Source organism: Emticicia aquatica, from assembly GCF_923079645.1.
GTDB lineage: Bacteria > Bacteroidota > Bacteroidia > Cytophagales > Spirosomataceae > Emticicia > Emticicia aquatica.
This window is the reverse complement of record NZ_CAKLPY010000001.1, coordinates 160,874-187,699: the sequence shown is the minus strand read 5'-3', so window position 1 is coordinate 187,699 and position 26,826 is coordinate 160,874. Positions and strand designations below refer to the sequence as shown.

Sequence of the window (26,826 nt, the reverse complement as noted above, 5' to 3'; positions counted from 1 at the left end):
TTTTCTAGCAAATCCTAAAGAATAAAACCTAACTTCAAAATCCCTAAAACCTATCACTATAATGACACCTCAACAAATTGTTGAAAAACTGACTACTTTTCCAAATCGAGGCGTAGCGACAAAAAATGAAGCTCCTGTACTTGATTTTTTGAGTCAACTATTTATTAATCAGTCTGTTAGTAGAGAATCATTTCGCACGCCAAAAACATATATTTCTGTTGTTTGGTGGCTTATTTTGGGTTTATCGGCTGGGTTGATTGCGTTAAATTTTTCTGCGATTGTAGGGTTAATTATCACATTAATTTTCGTGACGATGGCACTACTTTATTTCAATTGGTATGCTTCGCCTGTAACGAGTTTTCCACCCTTAGTGAAATCTAATAATCTTGTTATAAAGTCTAAAAACCTGACTCCCAAAGCTAAAAAACTTATATTAATGGCTCATTGGGACACAGCACCGATTTCGTTGCTTTACCGCCCAGAAATGGTTGGAAATTTTAGAAAATCCCTAAAAATGAGTTTAATTTTGATGTTATTAGCTCAGTTTTTGGCTATTTCTCAGTTTATTATACCAAACAACTTTTTGCTTTTAGTAGCTAATATTTTGGCTTTTTATTTTATTTTACAGGGCATTACTGCATCAATAGATTTTTTCAGATTTGGTTATTCTAATGGAGCATCCGACAATGCAACAGGCGTTGCAGCAGCCATTGAAACGGCTCAAAAACTTTGGTCAAAAAACCTACAAAACCTTGATGTTGAATTGGTTATTACTGGAGCCGAAGAAGTCGGGATGATTGGAGCAAGAGCTTATATGAAAAAACATTACCAAGAATTTACAAAGCAAACTTATCTAATAAATTTTGATACACTTGGTAGTGGAGATTTAAAAATCATTACTCAAACAGGAAGCTGGTCAAACATTGTGTATGATAATGATTTGGTTAAAATAGCAAAAAAAACAACCTCACAAAGAGTTGATTTAAAAGATGTTAGCACAGGAGCTTGGCATACAGCCGACTTCGATTCGGTTTGGTTTCAGCGAGCTGGAATACCTTCAGTAACGTTGGCTGCACTCGATAAAAATGGCAGAATGCCCAATATTCACCGACCAACTGATACGCTCCAAAATGTAGATTTTAAGCCAATGGAAACAGCAATTATTTTAGCAGAAAATATTGGAATCAACCTTAATTCGGAAAAACATGACTCGTAATCAAACTATTTTTTATTTCGTACTTGGCACAATCAATATTGTGGCGGGTTTTACCAACATTGATTGGCTAAACTATTTTACTAAACCAATATTGATGATTTCTTTGGGTATTTTTTATTTTCTAAAAGCTAAAAATGACCTCATTCTCGTTGATAAATTGATGTTAGCAGCCTTGCTTTTTTCGTGTTTTGGAGATACATTTTTGATGTTTCAAAGACAAAATCCAAATTTCTTTTTATTAGGATTAGGTTCATTTTTAGTAGCTCAGGTTACTTATACCATTATTTTTCAAAAAGAAAACAAAGTACAATATTTAAAGCGTTTACCCTTTTTACTCTACACAGTAGTTTTATTGAATATACTTATAAGTAAAATACCTGCCGATTTTAAGATTCCAATTTTAGTTTATTCTCTAGCAATTACATTGATGGGAATTAAGGCCATGGAAAGACAAACCAACACAAAAAGTTATCAATTTGTACTTATTGGGGCTATTTCGTTTATCATTTCAGACTCACTCATTGCCATTAATAAGTTTGCATTTGCCATTCCTTTTCCTGATATTTTGATAATGGCAACATACATTTTAGCTCAATATTTGATTGTGGAAGGAGTACTTTTGGGCAGAAAAAAAGCTGTATGATAAAATATCATACAGCTTAAAAATCTTCAATTTTTTCATCAAGCATAATTTCCTGAAATGTAGCCTTGTAAAGATTCGATTTGAGCCTTTTGTTCTTTTATAATTGATGAAACTACATCATTAATCGAAATAATACCGGATAAAACACCATTTTCCAATACAGGTAAATGGCGAATATGTCTTTCTGACATTATTTGCATCGCTAATTCCAATTTATCCTCCATTTCAATCGTAATTACATTCGCTGTCATTACATCTTTTACCAATGTTTCTTCTGAATGTAAGCCCTTCAATACAATTTTACGAGCATAATCACGCTCTGAAAAAATCCCTGAAAGTTTTCCTTCATCAATGACCAATACCGCCCCAATATTTTTGTTAGCCATTTCGACCAAAGCATTGTAAACTGTTGTATCGGATGTGACCGAAAAAAGGGCGTTAATCTTTTTTCCTTGAATAATTTGACGGATTTTCATAAATGTTAGGAGTTAAATAAGATAACGAATAATAATTTGAATACAATTTGATAAATAAAATCAAATAAAGCAATAGTTTGAAAAATAAAATTATATACTTATCTTTGCAGCCCGAAATAGTGTTCTTTCAAGTCGAAAAACGATTTTCGGGAAGTTCAAATTAGATAATTGTCAATTATAATTCAAAAACATGTACGCAATCGTAGAAATCGCAGGGCAGCAATTTAAAGTTGAAAAGGGTCGCACACTTTATACCAACAGGTTAGAAGGAGATGTGAACGCTGCACTTGTATTCGACAAGGTTCTCCTTGTTGACAACGACGGAACAGTATCAGTAGGTACGCCAGTCGTTAGTGGTGCTTCAGTAAAAGCAACCATCTTAGAACATTTGAAAGGCGAAAAAGTAATCGTTTTCAAGAAAAAGCGTCGTAAAGGTTACGTAAAGAAAAATGGACACCGTCAGTATTTGACGAAAATCCAAATCGACGAAATTGCGTAAATTGGTTTAACCAATTATTAATTTTAGAAAGTCATTAGGGCAATAAATCACAATTTTGATAAAACCGAATGACCATTTCATTCTCTCATTTATCAATCGTACCAAACTGCCAAACAAGCATTTGGTCAATATTTTAAAAAATTATGGCACACAAGAAAGGTGTTGGTTCGTCGAGAAACGGACGTGAATCAGAAAGCAAACGCTTAGGCGTAAAATTGTTTGGTGGTCAAACAGCTATCGCTGGTAACATCATTGTACGTCAACGTGGTACAAAACACAATCCAGGTGTAAACGTAGGTATTGGTCGTGACCATACTTTGTTTGCTTTAACAGCTGGTATTGTTGAGTTCAAAAAAGGACGTGACGGAAAATCATTCGTTAGCGTTTCTGCGGAAGCGTAAGACAATCATAAGTTATAAATCAAAAAAACTTTACTGGTATTATATCAGTAGTGTTTAGAGAATTGTAATTATGTAAAAGTCAATAAAAAAACCTGTTATTCGTAACAGGTTTTTTTATGCTATACCAAACTTATTTAGCTATATATTTGTTAAAAATAAAGAGTAAATGAGCCAATATAAGGGCTATTCTTAATTCTTAACGCTACATTACCAATTCAAAACTCATGTTGCAACGCCAAACAATGATTTATACTGAGCTAAGTCCAAACCCAAATTCAATGAAATTTGTATTGAATTTTGAACTTGCTCCCGAAGGACTTACATTCGATTACCCATCATTAGCTGCTACTTTTGAAGAATCAAAAGCATCGCCTTTAGCTGGTGATTTATTTCAATTTCCATTTGTAAGAAGAATTTTTATTGCTTCAAACTTTATCACTATCACAAAGGATGACGAAACCGAATGGGAAGATATTGTTTATGATATAAAGAAGTTTATGAAGATATTTTTTGAACAAAACAATTTGGTTTTTGCTCAAAAAACAATCGATAAAAATACTTTAATTATTGATGCCAACGATTCGGCAATTATTGCAAAAATAAAATCAACACTCGACCAATATGTTCGTCCTGCAGTAGAATCTGACGGCGGAGCAATCAATTTTGCTTCATTTGACGAAATTTCAGGGCAAGTGAAAGTATATTTACAAGGTTCGTGCAGCGGTTGCCCTTCTTCAACAGTTACGTTGAAAGATGGTATCGAACGCCTATTAAAAACAATGGTTCCTGAAGTAAAAGAAGTTGTAGCAGAAGGTGTTTAATTTGAAGGCAAATGACAATAAAAATTGGTGTAATAAATGTTTCTGACCGTGCAAGTGCTGGAATTTATGAAGATATTCCTGGAAAAGCAGTTGTGGAAACATTAAAAGAATATTTGATTTCGGAGTTTGAGACTGTTTACAGAGTTATTCCTGATGAACAAGAGTTAATTTCACAAACACTCATCGAAATGGCTGACATACACGCTTGTTGTTTAGTTGTGACAACAGGTGGAACTGGGCCAGCTTTGCGTGATGTTACACCCGAAGCAACCGAGGCTGTTTGTCAAAAAATGATGCCTGGTTTTGGTGAATTGATGCGTCAAGAAAGCCTTAAATATGTCCCAACTGCGATTTTATCTCGTCAAACAGCTGGTATTCGTAACCATACTTTGATACTTAATCTCCCTGGAAAACCAAAAGCGATTCGCCAATGTTTGGATGCAGTTTTTCCAGCAATTCCGTATTGCATTGATTTGATTGAAGGTCCATATTTGGTTTGTAATCAGGAAGTTATGAAAGAATTTAGACCAAAATCATAATTTATATAATTACAAAAAAGTCCCGACTCAAAAGAATCGGGACTTTTTATTTCTATCGAAATCGTTTAAGGCAATTACAATTTCTTATCCGCTTTCAAATAGGTTTTGTTGCCATTTGAGTTGATATAATATTGACCTCCACGTGAGCCTTCAAAAATAGTACGGCCTTTTTCATCTTTACCAATTTGTTTGTCACCGCCCGCTACTTTTTTACGAGTAGATTGGTCAGCCTCTTTTCCATCATCCTTTGTATTTGGTTTCGGAGCAGGTTTGATTGTGTTGTCTTTATCGTTTGATTTTTTCTCTTTCTTATCTACTTTTTCTGTTTTCTCTTTTTTGTCGACTGCTTTTTCTTTCTTATCAGTTTTCTCTTTTTTATCTACTTTATCGACTTTTTCTTTTTTATCAGATTTTTCTTTTTTGTCTGCTGCTTTGTCTTTTTTATCAGCCTTTTCTTTTTTATCGGCCTTCTCTTTTTTGTCTGCTGCTTTGTCTTTTTTATCAGCTTTTTCTGTTTTGTCGGTTTTAGCCTTTCCTTTAGAGCCTTTTTTGCCTTCTTGAGCTGTTGAAGTCAGAACGGCCAAGCTCAAAAAACACATAAATAATAGCGAAAATAAATTTTTCATTTTGTTAATTGGTTTTGATTTTTAGTGAAATACTCGTAAATTTTAAAATAAATAACTGGAATTACATGCTAGCGATTGGACGTTTAATCTTAATTCAGCCATAAATTTGCCAAATGTAAGTAAACTATAAAAAAAGATGCAATAGTTTTAAGCATATTTTTATTTTTAAACGTTAATATTGAAAGATTTGTAACAAAATATATGAAATTTAACTACTTTTTAATCTTATTATTACTTCCAACCATTGTTTTTTGTCAAGGCTACTCTTCTATTTCTGGAAAAATTATAGACAAAACTACTCAAAAAGAAATCCCAAATGCTTATTTGAGTATTCCAAGCAAAGGTTTTTCGAGTGAAGCCAATGCACTTGGAGAATTTAAGTTTTATTTTCCGAAAATTGACCTCGATTCGATGGTTGTTATTACAACAATTGGTTATAAAAGTGTTATTAAAAAAGCATCTTCTTTCGATTCTAGCAGTGTGATTGAGCTTGAACCAGCCCAAACATTGGCTTCGATTCAAGGAGGCGATGCCAAACTCATTATCAAAGATGCATTAGCGGCAGTTAAGAAGAATTTTCCGACTTATCCAAATTATCAATTCGGCTATTATTTAGAAACCATTGAGATGGAAAAATTAGGTTTTGTGAAAATAAAAGAAGCTCTCATCCGAGTTGAACGAACGCACAAAGAGAAAGACCTTGAACCAGAAAAAATGAAACTTATGAAAGCTCGAAAATATGAATGGACAGGGCAAACAGCCAAACTTGATGGTTGGGGATTTATGAATGGAGCTGCCATCGTAACGCGTTCGCTCGAAAATAGTGTGCCTGATTATTTAGATAAAGGAAGTATCAATGATTATGATTTTAAAATTGATTCAACAATGACTTATTTTGGCGATAGCCTCGTTTATTCAATTAGTTTTACGCCAATTAATAAGCGAGTGAAAGCAGCAAGAAATGGTAAAATTTATCTTACTCAAAACTCTCAAGCAATTGTAAGAATAGAATATGAAATGACTCCTGAGGGCGTAAAAGACGTTATTAAAGGCAATTTTACTAACAATACAAAAAAAGAAGGGAAACTCGTGAAAGGATATAATCAATATTTGCCTTTGAATGGACTTTGGCAATTGCAGGATTGTAAACTTATTTTTGCGGCCAAATTTGAGGATAAACTCGAAAAAAGATTTACGACTGAAGCTACCATGACAGTTCAGTTTATGGCTAATGAAAGCCTAAAATTAGGTCATCGTTCGGCCATACAAATGGGAGAAGAATTACTAACGACCGAAAATTTTCCGAGAGGTGGAAAATATGAAGAACGTTTCTGGGGAACCTCCAATTATTTGATTCCTTTGCCAGCCATGTTGAAAATTGCAGACAAAAAATAAATCCCTTTCTCTTGCGGGAAAGGGACTGTATATCTTTCTAATATTTATTTATACATTAAATCTGAAGTGCATAACATCGCCGTCGGCAACTACATATTCTTTTCCTTCGATTCGCAATCGTCCTGCTTCTCTACAAGCGGCTTCTGAACCATATTTAACGAAGTCGGCATACGCAATTACTTCCGCTTTGATAAATCCTTTTTCAAAGTCAGTATGGATAACACTTGCGGCTTGCGGTGCTTTCCAACCTTGTTGAATTGTCCAAGCTCTTACTTCTTGTACACCCGCAGTAAAATACGTGCGTAACTCCAATAATTTATAAGCCGAACGAATCAAACGATTTAAGCCTGGTTCGGTCAAACCATATTCTTCCAAAAACATTAATTTGTCGTCAAGGTCTTCTAACTCCGTAATTTGAGCTTCAACTGAATTATTCAAAACAATCATTTGGGCTTTTTCAGCATCGGCTGCTTTCTGCAAAACTTCCGAATATTTATTACCTGAGTGCATTGACGCTTCATCAACATTAGCAACGTAAAGTACAGGTTTAATTGACAACAGACATAAATCGGCAATTGCAGGAATCTCTTCTTTTGTCAAGCCCAATTCTCTGATGCTTTTTCCTTGTAAAAGCCATTCTTGGCAACGTTTCAAGACATCAAATTCGGCTTTAGCTTTTGCATCACCGCCAACTTTTGCTTGTTTTTCGGTTTTTTGTATTTTCTTTTCGACACTTTCCAAATCTTTTAATTGGAGTTCTGTATCAATAATTTCTTTATCACTTACAGGATTGATTGCTCCTTCTTCACGCAAAATATTTTCATCTTCAAAACATCTTACAACATGAATGATGGCATCAACTTCACGAATATTTCCTAAGAATTTATTTCCTAAACCTTCACCTTTACTTGCACCACGAACCAAACCAGCAATATCAACGATTTCAATTTGTGTTGGCACAATTCGATTAGGTTTTACTAATTCCGACAATTTATTCAAACGCTCGTCAGGTACATCAACAAGCCCAACGTTTGGGTCAATTGTACAGAAACGATAGTTGCTCGCTTGAGCTTTAGCACTGTTTGATACTGCGTTAAATAATGTTGATTTTCCAACATTGGGTAAACCCACGATACCGACTTGTAAAGCCATATTTTTATTTCGGATTGCTTATTGAGGGAAACTTCCTGTTTGACAAGCCTTGTTTAGTTTATTTATTAAATTAGGGTGCAAAAGTAACATAAAACCCTCAAAACAGCAAAGCCTTCGAGAAATTCTCAAAGGCTTTTCGGTGTGCAAATGGCAATTAACAACTATAAGTAAACTTATTTACACAAATAATCTTTAAAATTAACTTGATAAGGGTTCACTAATAATCATTTATTGACGTACTACTCCCATTTTAAATCTGAGCCACTGCTAGCATAATCGTCATTTTCCACATTAATTACTTCGTCGTTTGGCAATTGCTGCTCGTCATGCTTAAACTGGTCGAAATCATAATCTGGCATTAATTCGTTTTTGATGTGGTCGACAGTTTCTTGAAGAGCTTCGAGAAATTTGTTAAAATCCTCTTTGTAAACAAACATTTTGCTCTTTTCGAACACAAATCCCCCATCTTTTTGAAAACGACGGCTTTCGGTGATAGTTAGGTAGTAATCACTTGAGCGGGTGCTTCTTACATCGAAGAAATAGGTACGCTTTCCCGCTCTTACACGCTTGGAGTAAATTTTGTCTCTGTCTTCTCTTTCCACAATCCTTTTAGGTTTTAGAGGTTTAGAATGAATTCCAAATATATGATTTTATTATTTTATGAAAAATATTTTATAACGTTTTTTAGTTAAAAATAATATTATTTTCATTTGAAATAAAATAAAACCAACATTTTGATTCGACTACGAAATCTCCAATTGTTTCGGTCATTGCAAAAAAATTCGTAACTATGCACTTAGAAACCAATTCTATCCAATAATGATATTGAAGAAAATACGTTTTTTTTTCCTCTTTTTCTTAGTAAAACCACTATTTTTATACAGCCAAACGCCCATTTTAGGAGCCGAATCATTTGGTATAGCCTCGTATTATAGTAGTAAACTTTATGGACACAAAACTGCCAATGGCGAAATTTTAGTAAAAGGCGATTTAACTTGTGCCCACCCGAAGTTACCTTTTGGTACGATGCTTGAAGTAACAAATTTGGCCAACAAAAAATGGTGTATTGTAAGAGTCAATGATAGAGGTCCCTATACTAAAAAAAGAATATTAGACGTTTCGCACGCTGCGGCCGCTCGTTTGGGCATGTTTAAGTCTGGACTAGCAAAAGTGAAAGTTACGATTGTTGGAGAACACAATACGGTAATTATTTCAAAACCTGACGTTATTCTAGAAAATTCAATTGAGTTGAATAAAAGTGAAGAAGAAGATAAAATTAAAATATTCGTTCCTTCTTCCAAACCGAAAGCCAAAAGCAAGAAAAAAAATAGTAAGAAAAAAGCTGTAACCAAGAAAAAGACAACAAATAATAAGAAAAAGAAGTAATTTGTCGTTGTTTAGATAATAAAACTACTGATTGTTTTCCAAAGAAATTTATGTTAGATGTAGCAAAAATACGTGAATACGGCAATGTCGAATTTCTTGCCAAACAACTTGTAGAAGGATTCATAACTGGGCTTCATAAATCACCTTTTCATGGTTTTTCGGTTGAATTTGCCGAACATCGACTCTACAATACTGGGGAAAGTACTCGATATATTGATTGGAAAGTATTTGCAAAAACCGACCGTCTTTACGTAAAACGGTATGAAGAGGAAACCAATCTTCGCTGCCATATTTTGATTGATACTTCTTCTTCGATGTATTATCCTGAGAAAACTAATGGCAAAATAACTTTTAGTACGATGGCAGCGGGAGCAGTAGCTTATATGCTGCAAAAACAGCGTGATGCGGTAAGTTTACTGACTTTTTCGGACGGAATTGAGATTCAAACACCCATTAAATCGACGCCTTCGCACATTCATAAAATTTTTATGGATTTAGAATCGCTTTTGCAAAAGCCTAAACCTCAAAGAAGAACATCGGTTGTAGATACACTTCACGAAATTGCCGAAAAAATCCATAAACGTTCGTTAGTAGTGATTTTCAGTGATATGTTTGAAGATATTAACAATTCAGAACGCTTGTTTTCGGCCATGCAGCACTTGCGACATAATATGCACGAAGTTTTGCTTTTCCATGTGACGGATAAAAATACCGAAGAAGATTTTAATTTTGAAGAACGCCCTTATGAGTTTATTGACTTAGAATCTGGTGAAAAAGTAAGAGCCCAGCCGTCTCAAGTGAAAGAACAATATCAAGCATCAATCAAAGAATTTTACCATGATTTAAAATTGAAATGTGGTCAATATAAAATTGATTTTATTGAGGCCGATATAGCCCAAGGATTTGACCCAATTTTATCTGCTTTTTTAGTAAAACGTGGAAGATAATCTATAAAAATCTTTATCAGAAAACACTCGCAAAAAACGAGTGTTTTTTTTGTATTCATAAAAGACTGATAAACAATATTTTACAAAAAAAAACAAACTTATATCTAAATCTTGTTGGTAAATACAATTTTTAGCATGGTTTTTGGATAAGACAATTCATATTCGATTGTATCAGTAAATTCCTGTAATTTATATTACCCAAAGTAGCTACTTTGGAATGCCTTTTTTGGCGATGAGTTTTCAAATACAGCGGGCAATTGTCAATTTCTCAAAAACCCTAAATTTAGTCATGGCTATCAAGAAAATTTTTTGTGTATATATGATAACCTTTACGATTGTGCTGCGTGAAACACCTTTAAAAGCACAGAATAAGCCCGAATCAATTGATAGAGAAATTGAAAAACCGACCGAACTTTTAGCATACAATTCACAACCAATGTTACAGGACACTTCAGAACTATTTTTCTTTTCATTTGATGAAAGTAGAGCAGTGCCTTATCATAAAAAAATTGTGAATACAGAAGATTCTAAAACTTCAACGGTTTATGTGTGTGAAAACAATAGTATTGTTTTGTCAACACCCGATTTTGGCGAAGATGCTATTTATTCTTGGAAAGGGCCTGCTGGTTTTTCATCCATTTCACAACAAATTAGGCTCGAAAAAATAACTCCTTTTCAGGCTGGATTTTATAATTTCACTATTAAAAAGAATGGTTCAACAACTATTGGAAAGATTAAATTAATGGTGAAAGAACGACCAAGAGCGATTGCTATTGGTGGCCAGTTCTGTTATGGCGACCCAATAAAATTGAGTGCAGCCGATGCTGGTATTGGCGTGAATTATCGTTGGACACTCCCTCCCACTGACTTTTCGGCATATAATTCGGAGGTAATTGTTCAGGATTTGGCAATTGGGCATTATACATACTATTTGAGTGTGTCAAAAAATGGATGTAAATCAGTTGATACAGCAAAAGTTGAAGTACGAAATATCCCCGTCGCCATTGCTAACAATGCAAATATAAAGGTTGGTCAAGTTGCAAAATTAGAAGCCCACGATGCAGGAACGGAAGCTTTATACGTTTGGAAAGGCCCTTTTATTGACACAATCAATGATAAAATAGCAACCCTAAGTGATTTGAATGCGGGAAAATATATTTATGTTTTAAAAGTAACAAAAAATGGATGTTCGTCAACAAATATTTCGACGGTTGAAGTGCAGAAAGACGACACCAAAGCATCAGCAAAGAATGAGTAACCTTTTTATAATGAATGCAAGAAAGCTGGTCTTATGACTAGCTTTTTTTGTTTTACAACCATGCCTTTTTTCATATTTAATTGCGTATAAATAAGGAAGTCCCAGTAAAAATTTACTGGGACTTCCTTATTTATTATTTTTTTTTAATACCTTTTAAGGTAATCTGATGTTTGCGAAATAATGAGATAAGCCACTCCAAAACAAATTAATGGAAGACAACTCCAAAGAGCAGCAGTAAATAAGTCGCCAGTTAAAACAATTGACCAAGCCCACCAATAACATCCTCCAACAATAAAGGGATAGATGAAAATTGAAATGATAAATAACCAAGGACCTATCTTTTTAATTGATTCACTCGAATTTAGTGAAATGAAAGAAAGGCCAGCAACCGTAAACCAAGGGATAAAAGTTAATCCGCCTAAAATTTGTAGAACAATTACTAAGGTACGCATCTAATAGCTTTTTTTATCAAAATTCATTCAAGAATTTGCCAAAAACAAAGGTTTGAAGTAATTCTTATCTAATGGTTCTAACGCAAAAAAAATGCCATTGTATCATTAAAAAAACCAAATCCAATAACTGGTAGGTATTTAGCAGTAAGTGGAGGAAAATTGGTCTTATTGGTAATTGTACTTAATAAACGTTTACTTAGCTAATTCACGAATTGCTAACCAAGACATTAATCCAGGTCCAATTTCGAGAGCAGTCTCATCAATATCAAATGTTGGTGTATGAACACCAGAAATAATTCCTCGTGCCTCATTTCTTGTTCCAAGTCTATAAAAACATGAATCAACAACTTGTGAATAAAAAGCAAAATCTTCACCTGCCATCCATAAATCAAGGTCGATAATATTTTCTCGTCCCATGTAGGTAGTTGCTTCAGTTCGGATTCGACGCGTAAGTTCAGGATGGTTTTTCAAAAAAGGATAACCTTTCACTACTTCAAAATCACACACGCCTCCCATCGCTTCGGTAATACCTTCTGCCATTTTTTTCATTCGACGTAATCCATCTTCTCGCCATTCTTCATCCATACAACGGAAAGTACCTTGAATCGTCACTTCATTTGGGATAACATTGGTTACGCCATCAGCAATAAACCGGCCAAATGAAAGCACCGATGGATTAGCGGGTTTACGGTTTCTTGAAATGACTTGTTGTAGAGCAACAATCACGTGCGAAGCAATCAAAACGGGGTCAATGAGTTGGTCAGGCATTGCTCCGTGACCTCCTTTTCCTTTAACCGTTAAATATAATTCATCGGTGCTGGCCATGTACATTCCTTCACGAAAACCTATTTTACCAACTGGAATATTAGGAGCAACATGCTGGCCGAGCATACTTGCTGGAGCTGGGTTTTCCAACACACCTTCTTTTATCATAATTGAAGCTCCACCTGGTGCTTTTTCTTCTGCTGGCTGAAAAACTAATTTAATTGTTCCTTCAAATTCGTCTCGCAGTTGATGTAGAATCTTGGCAGTTCCGAGCAAAGAAGACGTATGAGCATCATGACCGCAAGCGTGCATAACACCTTCATTTTGCGATTTATAAGACACTTCATTTTTCTCAAAAATAGGAAGTGCATCCATATCGGCACGTAGCCCGATTACTTTACTAGCTGGGTTTCGCCCTTCGATTAGTGCTACAACGCCCGTATTGGCAATACCTTCTTGTGGAGTCAAGCCAATATCTTTTAATTTTTGGGCAACAAATTTTGCTGTATTATATTCCTGAAAAGATAACTCTGGATTAGTGTGTAAATGGCGGCGATTAGCGACTACTTCTGATGCGTAGTCTTTGGCTAATTGCTTTATTTTTAAGTCAAGTGACATATTTGTAATGCTTTATTTGAAAATATCTTCGCAAAAATACGACGGAATAAACAACGAAAAAACTATTATTTGGTATTTTCCATATCCTTGAGTATTCCAAAATCAATGTTCGAGTGGGCGTTTTTTTATCATTCCTCCTTTGGTATCTTTTACGCTACTCATTACTACAAACGAATTTGGGTCTATTTTCTCAATTTCAGTTTTAAGTTTATTCAATTCCAATCGTGTAATAACCGTATAAACAATATCTATTTCTTTGGTTTCTCCTCCTCTTCCAAACCCTCTTTTACCCGAATAAACGGTTACACCTCTACCAATTGTATCAATAATCATTTGTCGAATTTCATCACTGTGTGGGGATATTATCGTAACACCTGTATATTCTTCAATACCTTCAATAAAGAAATCGAGTGTTTTTGAGGCAACCAAATAGGTTATCATGGAATAAAGTGCCGACTCCACAGAAAGAAAATACGCAGCTGCAGAAAAGATAATAACATTGATTCCGATAATGATATCACCAAGTGTAGTTCCTAATTTTCTGCTTAAAAAAATCGCTAAAACTTCCGTTCCATCAATAACTGCTCCTCCTCGAACCGAAAGCCCTATACCAGCCCCAAGGAAAAATCCGCCAAAAACAGCTACTAATAGTTTATCATGCGTAACTTCTTGAAAATGAACCGTAGCGATACAAATTGCCAATAAACTAATAGCTGCCGCCGTTTTGATAGCAAATTCTTTTCCGAGAATATTATACGCAAGAATTACGAAAGGAATATTAATAACAATCAATAAACCCCACAATGGAAATGACGTCAATTCGGTGATTAACAATGAAATACCCGTTGCTCCACCGTCAATAAACTTACTCGGCAACAAAAAGCTTTCCAATCCGAATGCTGCCGAAGCGATGCCAAGAGAAATAAGTATAGCATCTTTGAATTGTCTAATTATTAATATTTTTAACTCTCTAAAACCTTTGGCAAGCTCAAATCTGGTATAAGTTTTTTTGCCAAGAGCTTGCCTTCTTCTCTTATTTTTGAGAATAGTTTCAATGATTAATTTGGTCAGAAATGAATTCATAGCTTCTATGTTAAGTTTTATGGAAAATGTTATAAAAAGTTGTTTGAGACTAAAATAGCAAAGCATTGGTTTGCAACAAATGCGAACCAAAAAGTCTTGAAAATATTTATCTCTGTATTATTATAACTCCGAAAAAGGGTATTTAGTGCCTACAAATAGTAAAAACAAGATTCTGTAGATGAAGATTGTCCTATTTTACCTTTAGTCGTTATATTTGTTTTTTACCCGAAGAGCTTTCATTTCGAATTGTTAATTGGCTTGAAATTTGCTATATTTTTATCAATAAACATCTTTATCCAATACCCATCATGAAACGTTTTCTTTTTATTTCGCTCCTATTTATTGCTTCAAATTCTTTCTCTCAAACCAAAGATAAATTTTTGTTGTCAATCAATGAATTTGATACAAAACTCAAAGAAAATCCAGAGATTGCTCAGTTGGTTGATGTCAGAACTCCCGAAGAATTTATGCGTGGACATTTAAAAAGAGCCGTCAACATGAACTTCAATGACGATAATTTTGAAGAAATTATTAAAATCAAATTAGATAAAAATCGTCCTGTATTTATTTACTGTTTTTCAGGAAGAAGAAGCACCGATGCTGCAGCTTTTCTTCGAGATTTAGGATATAAAGAAGTCTATGACATGGCTGGAGGATTTGCAAAATGGACTTCTTCGAGCAAACCTTATGTTTCAGATAACACAACTACACAGCCAATTGCAGCATTTACAATGGATAATCTTGACCAAATTGTCAAAACAAATGACCTCGTTTTGATAGATTTTTATGCCGATTGGTGTGCTCCTTGTAAAAAAATGACTCCCATTTTAAACCGAATTGCCGACCAAAATAAAAGTATCAAACTCCTCAAAATTGATGCTGAAAAAAGCGATAATATCGCAACAGCTTTCAAAGTTGAAGAAATTCCGACTTATGTAATCATCAAGAAAGGGCGACAAGTTTGGCGAGGAGTTGGAGAAATGGATGAAACGGAAATGAAAGAAATCTTGCAAAGAATGAAATAGTTTTTACTACATTCGCTCATCAAAATAGCGAATCTATCATGCGAAAACCAAGTCAAGGACCACTTCAAGGAATCCGAATTTTAGACCTTACCAGATTATTACCAGGCCCATTAGGTACGATGCTAATGGCCGATATGGGTGCCGAAGTAATCAAAATTGAAGACCCTAAACAACCCGATTTCGTCCGAAATTTTCCGCCTTACAAAAATGGCGTTTCGATGAATTATATGGCATTCAACAGATCAAAACTTAGTTTTTCGCTCGACTTTACAACAGAAGAAGGTAAAAATACCTTCTTGACATTAGTAAAAACTGCTGATGTAGTAGTTGAACAATTTCGCCCCAAATTTTTGGATAAATATGGCATTGGCTACGAAGATGCTAAGAAAATCAACGAAAAAATAATTTATATAAGTATCACTGGCTATGGTCAAACGGGGCCTTATGCACATTTGGCAGGTCACGACCTTAACTATACGTCGGTTGCAGGCGTTTTGGGTGTAACAGGTAAAACAGACGAGCCGATTCCCACAGGTGTACAACTTGCAGATATTGCGGGTGGTTCATATATGTGTGTCATTGCGACTTTATCAGCCATTCATGCCCGCAACCAAACTGGCAAAGGACAACAAGTCGATGTTTCGATGACGGATGCCGTTATGCCCTTACTCACACCCTTAATTATCAAAGGTGATTACCTAACGCCAATGCAAGAAAATGCTACTCGTGGAAATTTTGCTTTGTCGGGAGGTTTACCAAATTACGGTGTTTACAAAACTTCAGACCAAAAATTTATTGCTTTGGGGACACTTGAACCAAAATTTTGGCAAAAATTCTGCACTCTTCTCAACAAACCCGATTGGATGGCTTTTATAATTCCCGAAAATGAACAAAAATTAGCTGAATACAAAAACAAAATATCAGAGTTAATCCGCTCACAATCAAGAAGTTATTGGATAGATTTTGGTTCCAAAAATGACTTATTAATTTCTGCTGTCAATGAACTTGATGAACTTTGCGATGACCCACATTTACAGGCTCGTGAAATGTTAATTGAAGAGGAACATCCAAAAACAGGTAAATTTATAAGTATTGGCGTACCACTCAAGTTTTCGGAAACGCCAGCTAAACCATCTTGGATAGCTCCTGAATTAGGAGAAGATACACAGGATATTCTTCAATCATTATAATTTACAGAGAATCTTAAATCCAAATTTCTACCCAAATCTACCAAATTTCCGATAAAACCTACCAAATAATAAATGTAGCTTCACTTCAAAAATCAATTTATCTAAATTTGATTAAGCTATTACTAACCCTTAAAACTGCTTGATGATAACGAATAATTATCTCACTATTTTATTGTCTTTCTCCGACGTTTTGTGGTACACAATAGTGTTGGTATTGGTCATAGTTGGTTTATGGTTAAGTCTGTTGAATTATTATAAAAAAAAAACTGAATCTGGACTTCTAGAAAAGATTCAAGAGTTAGAAGGAATTATGGGCAATCAGCAGTTTTTATATGGAAACCTGAATTCTATAAAGCAATATATTTTGCTTCATAGCCCAATGGAGGCGGCACAATATTTAACCGAATTTACCAATCTTTTAAAAACGCTTTCAAATAGTTCGAAACAAAAAAACATCTCACTTGCCCAAGAAATAGAGACTATTCTATTATATCTCGAACTCGAAAAAAAGAGAATTGGCGATAAATTTGTATTTTTTCAAGAAATAGAATCTAATCTCAAAACTGAGTCAATTCAAGTGAAACCACTTTTTGCTTTCAAACAAGTTGAAGAATTAATGCAAAAACAAAATAATCAGCTAAAACTTCATTTTATCATTAAAAAAGTAGGTGAAAAGCTCAATTGCAGAATCGAAAATGATTATTTAAGTACCAATTTTATTATTGAAATTCCAACAAAACAATATGATTGACCTCAAATGAAAGCTTTATAGCCATGAAAACCTTTCATTATTTTCTTTTAACAGTGCCTTTATTTACTTGAATTTTCAGTACAGAATCTGAGCTATCACCTTGACTATCAGTTACTTTAAGTTTTATATCGTAAGTACCAATTTTTGAGAAAACAAATTCAGGATTAGGCTCTCGAGAAATATTTGTACCGCCAAAATTCCATTCAAAACTCAAAATATCTTTTGCATCATAATCAATAGAACCTGACGACGAAAACTTAACTTTCAAAGGAACATTTCCTGATAAAACGTCGGCTGAAGCACTCGCAATCGGCTTTCGATTCTTCTCTGAATAATCAATCCGCATCAACGAATTATCTTCTAAAAAATACAACCCACCATCAAACCCAAAAGTCATATCTTTAATAAAATTAAAACGAAAAATTGGTAAAAATGGCTCTATATTCTTGATATTTCCATCTTCGTCGAGTGTTTCCAAAATAAATCCTTGTTCGTTATCAAACTTAAACGATTTACCATCAAAATATTTAGGTAAACGATAAGCTTCATTGGGGTTTTTATCAAAATCGTAAACAATATTTCTTTGAATCGGTGTTATTGATTGACTTGAAAAATCAGTCACAATCGCTAAACTATCACCCATTATTTCTACTCGTCCAATTTTATATTCATTCGGATTTGTTTCTGAAAAAGTATAAATATAGCCATTTTCAGTAAATTCAGGGTCAAGTTTGATTGCTTTTAGCTTTGTTGCATCAAGGTTACCAACAAAATTTGTTGTTCTTTTCTGTGAATTATATATTTTTATTTTTCCGCTTTGTTCAACTAAAACAACGTTTCGGCTGGGAGTTGTAGCCAAAACTAACGGATTATCTAATTTATCGGATAAAGTTACTTTCAGAAAATTTTGTTCTAATGGCAAAGCTGTATCAGCAATTTTTTCATAATCAGGCAAATTTTTAGAAGATACTTCCTCAATTCCTGCCCAAATATGAGATATAAAAACTGTATTTTGATAAGCAGATAAATCACCTCCTAAGGCAGTGTAAAACATCTTTCCACCTTCTTCAGTTGTATAATACCATGCCCAAGTTTTACCCATAACATCAAGCAAAACAGGCTTACAACGCACTGGCAAAGGACTAATAATCAATGGTTTATCTTCAATTTTCCATAAAGGTGGCAAATCATTTTTACCGATGGAAGCGTTAGTAATGATACTCAGTTGTATTTTATCGTTCAATTGGTTTTCGGTCAAAGTACCACCAATCATTTTGTTATACCAAAGCCATTTATAGCTCTTTTCGATTGCCAAATTGATTCCAACAAAACCGCCACCTGCTTGCATAAAACGTTGTAATTCAGCCGATTGCTGAAAATTCAACGCATTCACAGAAACATTCAAAAAGACAATTGCGTTATAATTTTTTAGATTTGATTCACTAATTTTCGTAGGATTTGACGTAGTATCAAGCAAACGCTTAGTTGCATGGGCGTTATCCCACAAAATCTTTGCTTCATCAGTATATGACGCTTGATAAAAAACCAATGTTTTAGTTTGTCCAAAAGCAATGCAAGACATCAAAAAAGCACAAATTATGAGTAATGTTTTTTTCATTCTTTGGAATTAACTAAGCAATAAAATATGAACAACAAAATTTACTTCAATCACAAATATAAGTTCTGTATGAATATTATACTGCATTTGAGCGATTTTTAATCAAAATCAATATATCTTCAGTCATCTGTTCGACTGTCTTCATTCCATCTAACCAATTGATTATTAATCCTTTACGCTCCATACTTCTAAAAAATGTCATTTGCCGTTTTGCAAATTGATGAATGGCGATTTCTAACCTTTTTGTCATTTCGTTATATGCCAATTCACCCAATAAATATTCTGTAATGAACTTATATTCAAGTCCATAAAATATTAATTTTTCGGCAGAAATACCCTTTTCAAGTAACATTTTTACTTCTTCAATCATGCCGTTTTCAAGGCGTTCATGTAGCCGTTTTGTAATTCGCTCTCGTCGTATTTCCACAGGAATATTGATGCCAAAAATCAATGCGTTAACATCTTTATTTTTCATTTCCAGCATCTCAAATCTTATATCTTGCATCTTAAAAAAACCAATTTCAATCGCACGAATCAATCTTTTTCGGGTAGAAATATCGGCATTTGGATGAATATTTTTATAATTATCTTCAAATAATAAAAGTAATTCATTGTCTGTTTTCCGCTCTAAATCATTCCTAAAGTCTTGATTAACAGGCACTTGCGTATCTTCATAATTACGTAACACCGCTTCAATATACATTCCTGTTCCGCCACAAAGGATTGTCGGTTTTCTTTGAGAAATTATTGACTGATACGCCTTTTGAAAATCCTTCTGAAAACAAGCTACATTATAGCTATCGCCTGCTGCCACCACATCAACTAAGTGAAGTCCAGCGATTCCTGCTGGAAAACGATTATCTTTTTTAAAAAAAGGCAAATATTCATCATAATCTTTTCCTGTGCCGATTGTCATACCTTGATATACTTGTCGGCTATCAGCACTTATAATTTCGCCATTAATTTTAGTTGCTAAATTTACCGCTAACTTGGTTTTTCCAGAAGCCGTTGGTCCAAGAATCACAACCAATGGAATTTCATTTTCTGTATTATTCATGATTTATTTTCATCAAAAATTTCCAATTTCCTGCATTGTAAATTTTGTTTTTTTCTGAATTTTGGTCGATTAATTTTCTTGTAAATAGCTGATTATCAACCTCAAAAGATAAAGGAGACGTTTGTATTATTCTCTCAAAACCAAGCTTTTCGTAATTTGTTCCATCCGACCAATCACAATCGGCGTAGGTCATAATATCATCGGGTGATTGCTCACGAATAAAGTTTTTAAGTAATTTATTTAACCCTCCAACTACAGTAAAACCTTTTAAATTAGCAAAGCGAATCAGTTCAAAAGAACGAAAAACATTCCCTTCTCTTAGTATTTTTTTTGAATTACTAAACGAAGCAACTGCAACCAACATCTCTTCTGAGTCTTTCAATTCTGACACTATTTTTTCATTCTTGATAACCCTAAAATAGCGTTTAGGTAAAAATAAAGCATATTTCAGTTTGGCATTGACACTTCCTTGTAAATGATTGATTGTTAGGAAATTATCTAATAAAACTTTGTCAATACGGCGAACCTGCGTGAGTCGAGCGGGAATTGTTTCACTTTTACCCAAAACAGACAATAATCTTGATTTCACAATATCTTGTTTTGCGTGCCATACATCAACCCAAAGGTGAATAATTTTGATGTTCTGAGCAGCAAATTGATTCGTCAGTTCTTGAAAAAAAGTAGATTTATCCACCATTATTTCTTGGTCGATGCAATGTAAAACCAAGTTTTTTTCGGGAAGAAACAAATAAATAAATGGAGATTTAGGGAAATCATCGGGATTCCTTAGAATGATAGTTTCACAATTTTCAGTGATAAAACTTGTTATTTCCGCAGCTAATTTATGCAAAGGTTAATTGTTTTTAATTGCAATTATTCAATAATTTTGCATTATTGAACGTTATAGAAAATGTACTAACATCAGAAACCTTCAAGTAAACTTCATAATTTATTGACAATCAAACTTTTACATTTATTTTTTTGTTTATAATGTAGCTTAAATTATTGTAAAGTTATGAAACTCGTACGTCTTATTCTGCTGAATTCTTGGGTTATTTTATTGGCATTTCCAGGTAATGCTCAAGTATCCCGTGCTTATCTGCTTGATGAAGCCGATACCTATTTTAAAGCTGGTCGTTATTGGGATGCCTTCTTTCGATACCGTGAATGTGCAAAGTTACCAGAATTTGAGTCTGCAAGCCAAGTTACTGAACAAATAAAAAATAGTTCGCACGCTCTTTATCTTACCCAAAAATTTAAAGATTACTTTGCTTTACAAAGACTTCAGCCTGCTAAGGAAAATTTATTAGAACTCATAAGTCTCAATGCTAACGACCCAAATCGAGGGCAACTAGCTCATATAACACTGGCACAAGGTGCTGAATTACAACGTTTGGCTTGGCGACAACGCACGCCATCTGCCACAGCCGATATGCTTAAAAGAGCAATGGCTTTTTATTATCAAGCAGCAAAAGAAGGGTTAATGGATGAATCTATCACCGCAATTAAGCAATGTGAAGCGTCTTTGAAAGACACAAAAGTGCCTCAAGAAGAGAATAACTCGCCACAACCAAGCGTTGAAACGATTCTGCCAAACACCACACCAACAGTTCCGACTATTGCTAATCCAAGAAAACCCGCACCGAACGTTGTTATTATTCCTGCTCCAAAAGTGAATTAATATATAATTTCCCTAAAAAATCCCGCTTGGTAATAAAGCGGGATTTTTTTATATATTCAAATTCTAATAAACTAAAACAACTGTAGGATTCATTGGATAACGACCAAATTTGTCGCCATAAATGGCTAGCCCACCAGCCAATTTTTCATCAACTTCAAGCCTAATTATTAATTCGCCTGAGCTTTGAGCTACTTCAATTGCTTTTTGTGGGATATTAATGTCTAAACGATAGCCATAAGAACCCGCTTCTCTCAATTTGCGGTCTTGTATTTGATAATGCCAAGATAAAATTCCACGATGGTCGGCGGGGTCATTCGTCAAATCAAATTTTCCTGCAAAAATACCATTAACTTTTACCGAAACGGCACTTGGATACCTTGAAGTATCGGTCATCGGATAGGCATTTTTATTTTGGCTTGGTTCGGCTTTTGCTCCTAACATATAATTTTCATTTCCTGCCAATGTTTTATCCATGTCTTTCGCAAACAATTGTTTGGATGACACTTCAGCCACAAATGAAGCACTCATTACCTTATCTAAGTTGGCATCAGTTGGCACTTTGATTTTATACTCAAAATAACCCGCTCCTGCTCCATTGACTTTGGCACCATCTAGTACATTCCACTGTTTTTTACTCCATTGTGAATCGCTAAAGTTTTTTGCTTCAAAACTTAATAATTTAGCTTTTTTTCCGTTCAAAAGTGTCATTTCTGTCGGAGAATTGCCCTCAACTATAAACGTTGCAAAATTTCTATGTACAGTTTTTCCTGTATTATCTTCTACAATTAAAGCAACAATTACGACTGATTTCTCATCGGGCATCGTCAGTTTTAATGGTTCAAGTTCTTTTTGTATCCATGCTTGATAAGGTATAGTTTTGGATATTGAACCCCAAGTTTTTTTCTGTCCAAGAGCATCATAACCGTACATTTGGATTTTTAGATTTAAACTTTTTCCTAAATTTTTATCGGTCATTACGGACAAATATAACGGAACAGAAATCTCTTCTTTTGGCTTCACACTGCGACTAATTTCGTTGCCTGTTGACAAATAAATATCCGAATGAAAATCTTTGATACCCATTCCATCCACTAACTCGCTTACACCTGTTTCTTTTTCGCTACGGTCGAATCTAAAATAGCCATTCCATTCGTTAATTACATCGTGATGTTCGGTATAAAGCCACCCCGCAATTTTTGGATATTTTCTAAAAGTATTCATCATTCGATGGTAATCCCAACTCCAATCTACATCTCCTGTGCTACCTTCATAGCCCCAAACATTGCCGCATTCGGAGTTGATATTTGGTACATCGGTTTGTAAATATCCTTTTTCATAATGAAAATTACTCCCAACGAAGGTTTTTTCATCAATGGTTTTTAAATGTTTCTCCCAACCTTCGCCAGGTAAATACTCATGCCACGAATTAATATCAGTTTCGGTATGTCCTGCACCACAACAAATCGAATTATCTTCAACCAAACGAGTAGCATCCAACGATTTTGCCAAACGATATACCGAGGCTACCCATTTTTGGGTTTCTGGCAAATAAATGCTTTCTTTTTTACCATTTATTTCTTGTTTTGAACGCAAACCCCAAGTCTCATTGAATGTTATCCAAGAAAAAATAGCAGGGTGATTATAATCTCTTTTTATCATTTCTTTCAGCGTATATTCTGATTCTTGTTGGGCATTTTTATCTGGTTCACCCCAGAAATTTGGCAAATCTGACATTACCAAAACACCCAATTTATCAGCCCAATAAAGTTTTCGAGGAACATCAACTTTGATATGCGTACGAATACCATTCAAACCGATATTTCGAGCCAATAAAATCTCATTTTTCATAAATTCATCGGTCGGGAAAGTATAGAAACCCGTTGGATGATACGATTGGTCGAGGGCGAGTTGAAGATAAATTGGTTTGTTATTGAGAGCCACGTACATATAATTTGTATTGGGCAAATAAACGGTTGAAATTTTACGCATCCCGAAATAAGATTTCACTTCATCATCGCCTAATTTAGCTTTTACCTCGTACAAATAAGGGTCTTCGAGTGTCCACAAATGAGTTGTTGTAATCGGAATCACAAATGAATATTCTGTCTTGTTTTTCGGGAATGTTTGACGCACTGAAATTTTCTTATTTCCGCCAATTTCAACCTTTAACTCAAGGTCTTTTGTTGAAGCATTGGCTAAATATGCTGTTACTTTTACATTTTTTTTATCAATATCTGGCGTAAAATGAAGGTTTTCTAAGAAATTCTGTCCACGAGCTTCAACATAAATTGTTTGCCAAAGTCCACGAGCATTCCCATAGCCTTGTTTTCCATAAAGTGTAAAATCACGGCGTTTATCATCTACTCTTATAACCAAATTTTGGTTAGTACCATATTTCAAATTGGTTAATTCAAACGAAAAAGGAGTATATCCACCTTGATGGCTGCCTAGTTCTTTTCCATCAAGCCAAACCGTTGTTTGCCAATCTGATGCACCAATTGTCACAAAAACTCGTTTGTTTTTCCATTCAGGTTTGATATTGATATTTCTGCTGTACCATGCAATATCCGCTTCATCATTTACACCTGATAATGACGAACCCCACGGAAACGGAACACTAATCGTTTTGGTAAATGATTTATTGCCAGAAAACCATTTTTCGGTTAATCCTGCATCATTTTTATCGAATTCAAAAGCCCAATTTCCGTTGAGATTGAGCCACGCCTCCCGCTCAAAATCTGGTCTTGGGTGTTCTGGAAGTGGAATGTTTTCTTGTGAAAAAGATTGCTTAAAAATAAGCAAACAGAGTAGCATTAAGCCAAGCCGTTTGAGGTTTGTCATGATAGTTTTGTAGGTTATTATTGAATAGTTTTTACTTTGCTAAGTTAGGGAATTTATCTATTTTTGCTTCAATTATTTTTTTAAAACAAAAAATTATGCTTTTAGAAATAGGTGATACGCACCGCCACGAATTTCGTTTTTCGCAAGAAGACGTAATAAAGTTTGCCGAAGTAACTGGCGATAAAAATCCTTTACATTTGGATGCTGAATACGCAGCAACCACTCGTTTCAAACGTCCAATTATTCACGGGCATTTGAGCAGTAGTGTTTTTACTCGTATTTTAGGGATGGAATTCCCGGGGGAAGGCTCTATTTATATGAAACAAGAAACCGAATATTTGTTCCCAATGTTTGTTGATACCGATTATGAAGTTATTTTTACGGTAATGAGCATAGATAGAGAAAAACATATTGCCGAAATTACGGGCGAGGTTTTTATCAAAGGAACTTCACGCAGAACCATCAGAGGTTTAGCTACATTGATGCACTTGACAAAAATCTAATGATTCTAAAATAGCCTATAACCAAGAAGTCTCGAAATAATTTCGAGACTTCTTGGTTTAATAGTAGTATATGTACTCAAAATTATGGTGTCATTGTGATTGACTAAAAAATACCATGACCAATTTACTTATCGACATACAAACTACTTGACTAATACTTCGCTAATTATGCTTTTGCAGCATTTTTTTTAGCTTGTACTTCCGTTCTGGTGTCTTTTGCCCATTTGGCCAATGTTGCCATACCTGCTCTTACACGAGTACCAGCGGCATTGTTACCTTTGTCATAAAATTTGTCGAAATCTACGGCCAAAGAGGCTACCAAATCGGTCAATTCTTTGTACTTGTCCATGATGTGAAAAGGAGTTTTTTAGTGAATAAATAGGTTTGTATAATTTTTGAAAAGATGCAAGTACTTGCAAGTTAGGTAAAATACAAATTTTTACAAATTTTTCACCAAAAAATACAATAAAAAACCCTTATTTCTGTCAAAAAGCAAAAAGCCTGAATTTCTTCAGGCTTTTCAAGATTAAATATAAATATTGTTTAGGCAACCGCCATTGGAGCGTATTCACCTGCTTTTAATTTGGCTTGTACTTTCTCAAAACAATCCATTGTATATTCTACGTCTTCGATTGTGTGAGAAGCCGTTGGAATGATTCTGAGCATAATTACTCCTTTTGGAACTACTGGATAAATAATTACTGAGCAGAAAATACCCATATTTTCACGCATATCACGAATCAGATTCGTAACAGTTGGTAAATCATAACTTCCATGCAAGAAAACTGGTGTCACTGGAGAAGTCGTATCGCCAATATCAAAACCACGTTTACGGAAACCATCTTGCAAAGCTCTAACGATTGTCCAAAGGTTTTCTTTTAATTCTGGGTTATTCTTAATCAATTCCAAACGTTTCATTCCTCCTAAAACAAAAGGCATTGGTAATGCTTTTGCATAAGTTTGCGAACGCATATTATATTTTAAATACATTACAACATCGGGGTCAGCGGCGATAAATGCACCAATCGCTGCCATTGACTTTGCAAAAGTACAGAAGTGTAAATCTACTTGGTCTTGAACACCAAAATGTTCAGGAACACCCGCACCAGTTGGCCCCATCGTACCAAAACCATGAGCATCATCAACCAACAAACGGAAGTTGAATTTTTTCTTTAATTCAACAATTTTATCTAAGCTACCAACTTTACCCGACATACCAAATACTCCTTCCGTAATCACCAAAATTCCACCGCCTTGTTCTTCCGCTAATTTGGTTGCTCTTACGAGGTTTTTCTCCAAACTCTCCATGTCATTGTGAGCAAATTGGTAATATTGACCACCTTTTGCTTTGTGTAAGCGAATACCGTCAATCAAACAAGCATGGCTTTCTGCATCAAACACAATTACATCTTTTCTATCTACAATACACTCGATAACCGACATCACTCCTTGGTAACCATAATTCAATAAAAATGAATCTTTTTTACCAACGTATTCTGCCAATTGCTTTTCAAACTGCTCGTGCAATTCGGTATTGCCAGTCATCATTCTCGCTCCCATTGGATAAGCCAAACCATATTCGGCCGCCGCTTCTGCGTCAGCTTGGCGAACTTCTGGATGATTTGCTAAACCTAAATAATTGTTTAGCGACCAGTTAAGCATTCTTTTTCCATTAAAAACCATGTGAGGACCAAGTTCTCCCGAAAGTTTAGGAAAAGAATAATAATGGTGAGAATTAAGCAATTTTGCTTGTGTTCCGATTGGACCTAAATTGTTGAGAGCTTTATCAAAAATATCTTGTGCCATTTTTATAATGATATTTATTAATGATGAATAGTTTCATCACCTAAAATTTTATGCAAAAATAATGGTTTTTTAGTAGG

28 protein-coding genes are annotated in these 26,826 nt (G+C 34.6%); 15 read left to right on the top strand and 13 right to left on the bottom strand.

Annotated features, from left to right (window positions below):
* Positions 1–61 precede the first annotated feature (61 nt).
* Positions 62–1,216, top strand: coding sequence for a M28 family metallopeptidase (locus MJQ71_RS00720; RefSeq protein ID WP_238803800.1), 1,155 nt, complete (start codon positions 62–64; stop codon positions 1,214–1,216).
* A complete protein-coding gene (locus MJQ71_RS00715) occupies positions 1,206–1,859 on the top strand; it encodes a lysoplasmalogenase (RefSeq protein WP_238803799.1) in 654 nt (217 codons plus the stop codon). Before MJQ71_RS00720 ends, MJQ71_RS00715 begins: the two co-directional genes overlap by 11 nt.
* A 38-nt stretch (positions 1,860–1,897) precedes the next feature.
* Here MJQ71_RS00715 and MJQ71_RS00710 read toward each other — a convergent pair whose 3' ends face one another.
* On the bottom strand, positions 1,898–2,335 hold the full coding sequence (locus MJQ71_RS00710) for a CBS domain-containing protein (protein WP_238803798.1): 438 nt from the start codon (positions 2,333–2,335) through the stop codon (positions 1,898–1,900).
* Positions 2,336–2,525: 190 nt separating this feature from the next.
* On the opposite strand from MJQ71_RS00710, the gene rplU reads away from it, so the two are divergent.
* The 4 genes from rplU (at position 2,526) to mog (ending at position 4,595) form a co-directional block, all read left to right on the top strand.
* A complete protein-coding gene (gene rplU, locus MJQ71_RS00705; RefSeq protein WP_238803797.1) occupies positions 2,526–2,834 on the top strand; it encodes a 50S ribosomal protein L21 in 309 nt (102 codons plus the stop codon).
* 143 nt (positions 2,835–2,977) lie between these two features.
* On the top strand, positions 2,978–3,235 hold the full coding sequence (rpmA, locus tag MJQ71_RS00700; RefSeq protein WP_238803796.1) for a 50S ribosomal protein L27: 258 nt from the start codon (positions 2,978–2,980) through the stop codon (positions 3,233–3,235).
* Between the two features lie 224 nt (positions 3,236–3,459).
* Positions 3,460–4,056 (top strand): NifU family protein, encoded by a 597-nt coding sequence (locus tag MJQ71_RS00695; protein WP_238803795.1) that lies wholly within the window; start codon positions 3,460–3,462, stop codon positions 4,054–4,056.
* 11 nt (positions 4,057–4,067) lie between these two features.
* Positions 4,068–4,595, top strand: coding sequence for a molybdopterin adenylyltransferase (gene mog, locus MJQ71_RS00690; protein ID WP_238803794.1), 528 nt, complete (start codon positions 4,068–4,070; stop codon positions 4,593–4,595).
* 74 nt (positions 4,596–4,669) lie between these two features.
* Here the strand turns inward: mog and MJQ71_RS00685 are convergent, their stop codons facing one another.
* Positions 4,670–5,221 carry a hypothetical protein gene (locus MJQ71_RS00685; RefSeq protein WP_238803793.1) on the bottom strand — a complete coding sequence of 184 codons (552 nt, stop codon included), beginning with the start codon at positions 5,219–5,221 and terminating at the stop codon, positions 4,670–4,672.
* A gap of 201 nt (positions 5,222–5,422) precedes the next feature.
* Between MJQ71_RS00685 and MJQ71_RS00680 the strand changes: the two genes are divergently transcribed.
* Positions 5,423–6,616, top strand: a complete 1,194-nt coding sequence (locus tag MJQ71_RS00680) for a peptidase associated/transthyretin-like domain-containing protein (RefSeq protein WP_238803792.1) — start codon at positions 5,423–5,425, stop codon at positions 6,614–6,616.
* 48 nt (positions 6,617–6,664) lie between these two features.
* Here the strand turns inward: MJQ71_RS00680 and ychF are convergent, their stop codons facing one another.
* Together ychF and MJQ71_RS00670 are read right to left on the bottom strand one after the other, a co-directional pair.
* Complete coding sequence (gene ychF / locus MJQ71_RS00675; RefSeq protein ID WP_238803791.1) at positions 6,665–7,768, bottom strand: redox-regulated ATPase YchF; 1,104 nt, start codon at positions 7,766–7,768, stop codon at positions 6,665–6,667.
* Between the two features lie 239 nt (positions 7,769–8,007).
* Positions 8,008–8,370 (bottom strand): DUF3276 family protein, encoded by a 363-nt coding sequence (locus MJQ71_RS00670; protein ID WP_238803790.1) that lies wholly within the window; start codon positions 8,368–8,370, stop codon positions 8,008–8,010.
* Positions 8,371–8,593: 223 nt separating this feature from the next.
* On the opposite strand from MJQ71_RS00670, the gene MJQ71_RS00665 reads away from it, so the two are divergent.
* From MJQ71_RS00665 to MJQ71_RS00655, 3 genes are all read left to right on the top strand, one after another.
* On the top strand, positions 8,594–9,154 hold the full coding sequence (locus tag MJQ71_RS00665) for a septal ring lytic transglycosylase RlpA family protein (RefSeq protein WP_238803789.1): 561 nt from the start codon (positions 8,594–8,596) through the stop codon (positions 9,152–9,154).
* 50 nt (positions 9,155–9,204) lie between these two features.
* Positions 9,205–10,101 (top strand): DUF58 domain-containing protein, encoded by an 897-nt coding sequence (locus MJQ71_RS00660; RefSeq protein ID WP_238803788.1) that lies wholly within the window; start codon positions 9,205–9,207, stop codon positions 10,099–10,101.
* Positions 10,102–10,420: 319 nt separating this feature from the next.
* Positions 10,421–11,359: a hypothetical protein gene (locus MJQ71_RS00655; RefSeq protein ID WP_238803787.1), complete on the top strand. Its 939-nt coding sequence runs from the start codon at positions 10,421–10,423 to the stop codon at positions 11,357–11,359.
* A gap of 143 nt (positions 11,360–11,502) precedes the next feature.
* On the opposite strand, the gene MJQ71_RS00650 is transcribed toward MJQ71_RS00655, so the two are convergent.
* The 3 genes from MJQ71_RS00650 to MJQ71_RS00640 form a co-directional block, all read right to left on the bottom strand.
* Positions 11,503–11,811, bottom strand: a complete 309-nt coding sequence (locus MJQ71_RS00650; protein ID WP_238803786.1) for a hypothetical protein — start codon at positions 11,809–11,811, stop codon at positions 11,503–11,505.
* A gap of 192 nt (positions 11,812–12,003) precedes the next feature.
* Entirely contained in the window at positions 12,004–13,194 is a 1,191-nt protein-coding gene (locus MJQ71_RS00645) for a M20 metallopeptidase family protein (RefSeq protein ID WP_238803785.1), read from the bottom strand.
* Positions 13,195–13,296: 102 nt separating this feature from the next.
* Positions 13,297–14,277: a YitT family protein gene (locus MJQ71_RS00640; RefSeq protein WP_238803784.1), complete on the bottom strand. Its 981-nt coding sequence runs from the start codon at positions 14,275–14,277 to the stop codon at positions 13,297–13,299.
* 308 nt (positions 14,278–14,585) lie between these two features.
* Between MJQ71_RS00640 and MJQ71_RS00635 the strand changes: the two genes are divergently transcribed.
* The 3 genes from MJQ71_RS00635 (at position 14,586) to MJQ71_RS00625 (ending at position 17,243) form a co-directional block, all read left to right on the top strand.
* Entirely contained in the window at positions 14,586–15,302 is a 717-nt protein-coding gene (locus MJQ71_RS00635) for a thioredoxin domain-containing protein (protein ID WP_238803783.1), read from the top strand.
* A 38-nt stretch (positions 15,303–15,340) separates the two neighbouring features.
* Positions 15,341–16,492: a CaiB/BaiF CoA transferase family protein gene (locus MJQ71_RS00630; RefSeq protein WP_238803782.1), complete on the top strand. Its 1,152-nt coding sequence runs from the start codon at positions 15,341–15,343 to the stop codon at positions 16,490–16,492.
* Between the two features lie 142 nt (positions 16,493–16,634).
* Complete coding sequence (locus MJQ71_RS00625; protein WP_238803781.1) at positions 16,635–17,243, top strand: histidine kinase; 609 nt, start codon at positions 16,635–16,637, stop codon at positions 17,241–17,243.
* A gap of 37 nt (positions 17,244–17,280) precedes the next feature.
* Here the strand turns inward: MJQ71_RS00625 and MJQ71_RS00620 are convergent, their stop codons facing one another.
* The 3 genes from MJQ71_RS00620 to MJQ71_RS00610 all read right to left on the bottom strand — a co-directional run bounded on the left by MJQ71_RS00620 (position 17,281) and on the right by MJQ71_RS00610 (position 20,768).
* On the bottom strand, positions 17,281–18,861 hold the full coding sequence (locus MJQ71_RS00620) for a ThuA domain-containing protein (RefSeq protein WP_238803780.1): 1,581 nt from the start codon (positions 18,859–18,861) through the stop codon (positions 17,281–17,283).
* A 76-nt stretch (positions 18,862–18,937) separates the two neighbouring features.
* On the bottom strand, positions 18,938–19,918 hold the full coding sequence (gene miaA, locus MJQ71_RS00615; protein ID WP_238803779.1) for a tRNA (adenosine(37)-N6)-dimethylallyltransferase MiaA: 981 nt from the start codon (positions 19,916–19,918) through the stop codon (positions 18,938–18,940).
* On the bottom strand, positions 19,911–20,768 hold the full coding sequence (locus MJQ71_RS00610; protein WP_238803778.1) for a PDDEXK family nuclease: 858 nt from the start codon (positions 20,766–20,768) through the stop codon (positions 19,911–19,913). The genes miaA and MJQ71_RS00610 overlap by 8 nt, the downstream gene beginning before the upstream one ends.
* A gap of 165 nt (positions 20,769–20,933) precedes the next feature.
* Between MJQ71_RS00610 and MJQ71_RS00605 the strand changes: the two genes are divergently transcribed.
* On the top strand, positions 20,934–21,599 hold the full coding sequence (locus MJQ71_RS00605; protein WP_238803777.1) for a hypothetical protein: 666 nt from the start codon (positions 20,934–20,936) through the stop codon (positions 21,597–21,599).
* A 63-nt stretch (positions 21,600–21,662) separates the two neighbouring features.
* On the opposite strand, the gene MJQ71_RS00600 is transcribed toward MJQ71_RS00605, so the two are convergent.
* Positions 21,663–24,440 (bottom strand): glycoside hydrolase family 2 protein, encoded by a 2,778-nt coding sequence (locus MJQ71_RS00600; RefSeq protein WP_238803776.1) that lies wholly within the window; start codon positions 24,438–24,440, stop codon positions 21,663–21,665.
* A 95-nt stretch (positions 24,441–24,535) separates the two neighbouring features.
* On the opposite strand from MJQ71_RS00600, the gene MJQ71_RS00595 reads away from it, so the two are divergent.
* Positions 24,536–24,943 carry a MaoC family dehydratase gene (locus MJQ71_RS00595; protein WP_238803775.1) on the top strand — a complete coding sequence of 136 codons (408 nt, stop codon included), beginning with the start codon at positions 24,536–24,538 and terminating at the stop codon, positions 24,941–24,943.
* 166 nt (positions 24,944–25,109) lie between these two features.
* Here MJQ71_RS00595 and MJQ71_RS00590 read toward each other — a convergent pair whose 3' ends face one another.
* Both MJQ71_RS00590 and MJQ71_RS00585 read right to left on the bottom strand, forming a co-directional pair.
* A complete protein-coding gene (locus tag MJQ71_RS00590; protein ID WP_238803774.1) occupies positions 25,110–25,292 on the bottom strand; it encodes a BF3379 family histone-like protein in 183 nt (60 codons plus the stop codon).
* A 194-nt stretch (positions 25,293–25,486) separates the two neighbouring features.
* Positions 25,487–26,749, bottom strand: coding sequence for an aminotransferase class I/II-fold pyridoxal phosphate-dependent enzyme (locus MJQ71_RS00585; protein ID WP_238803773.1), 1,263 nt, complete (start codon positions 26,747–26,749; stop codon positions 25,487–25,489).
* Positions 26,750–26,826 lie beyond the last annotated feature (77 nt).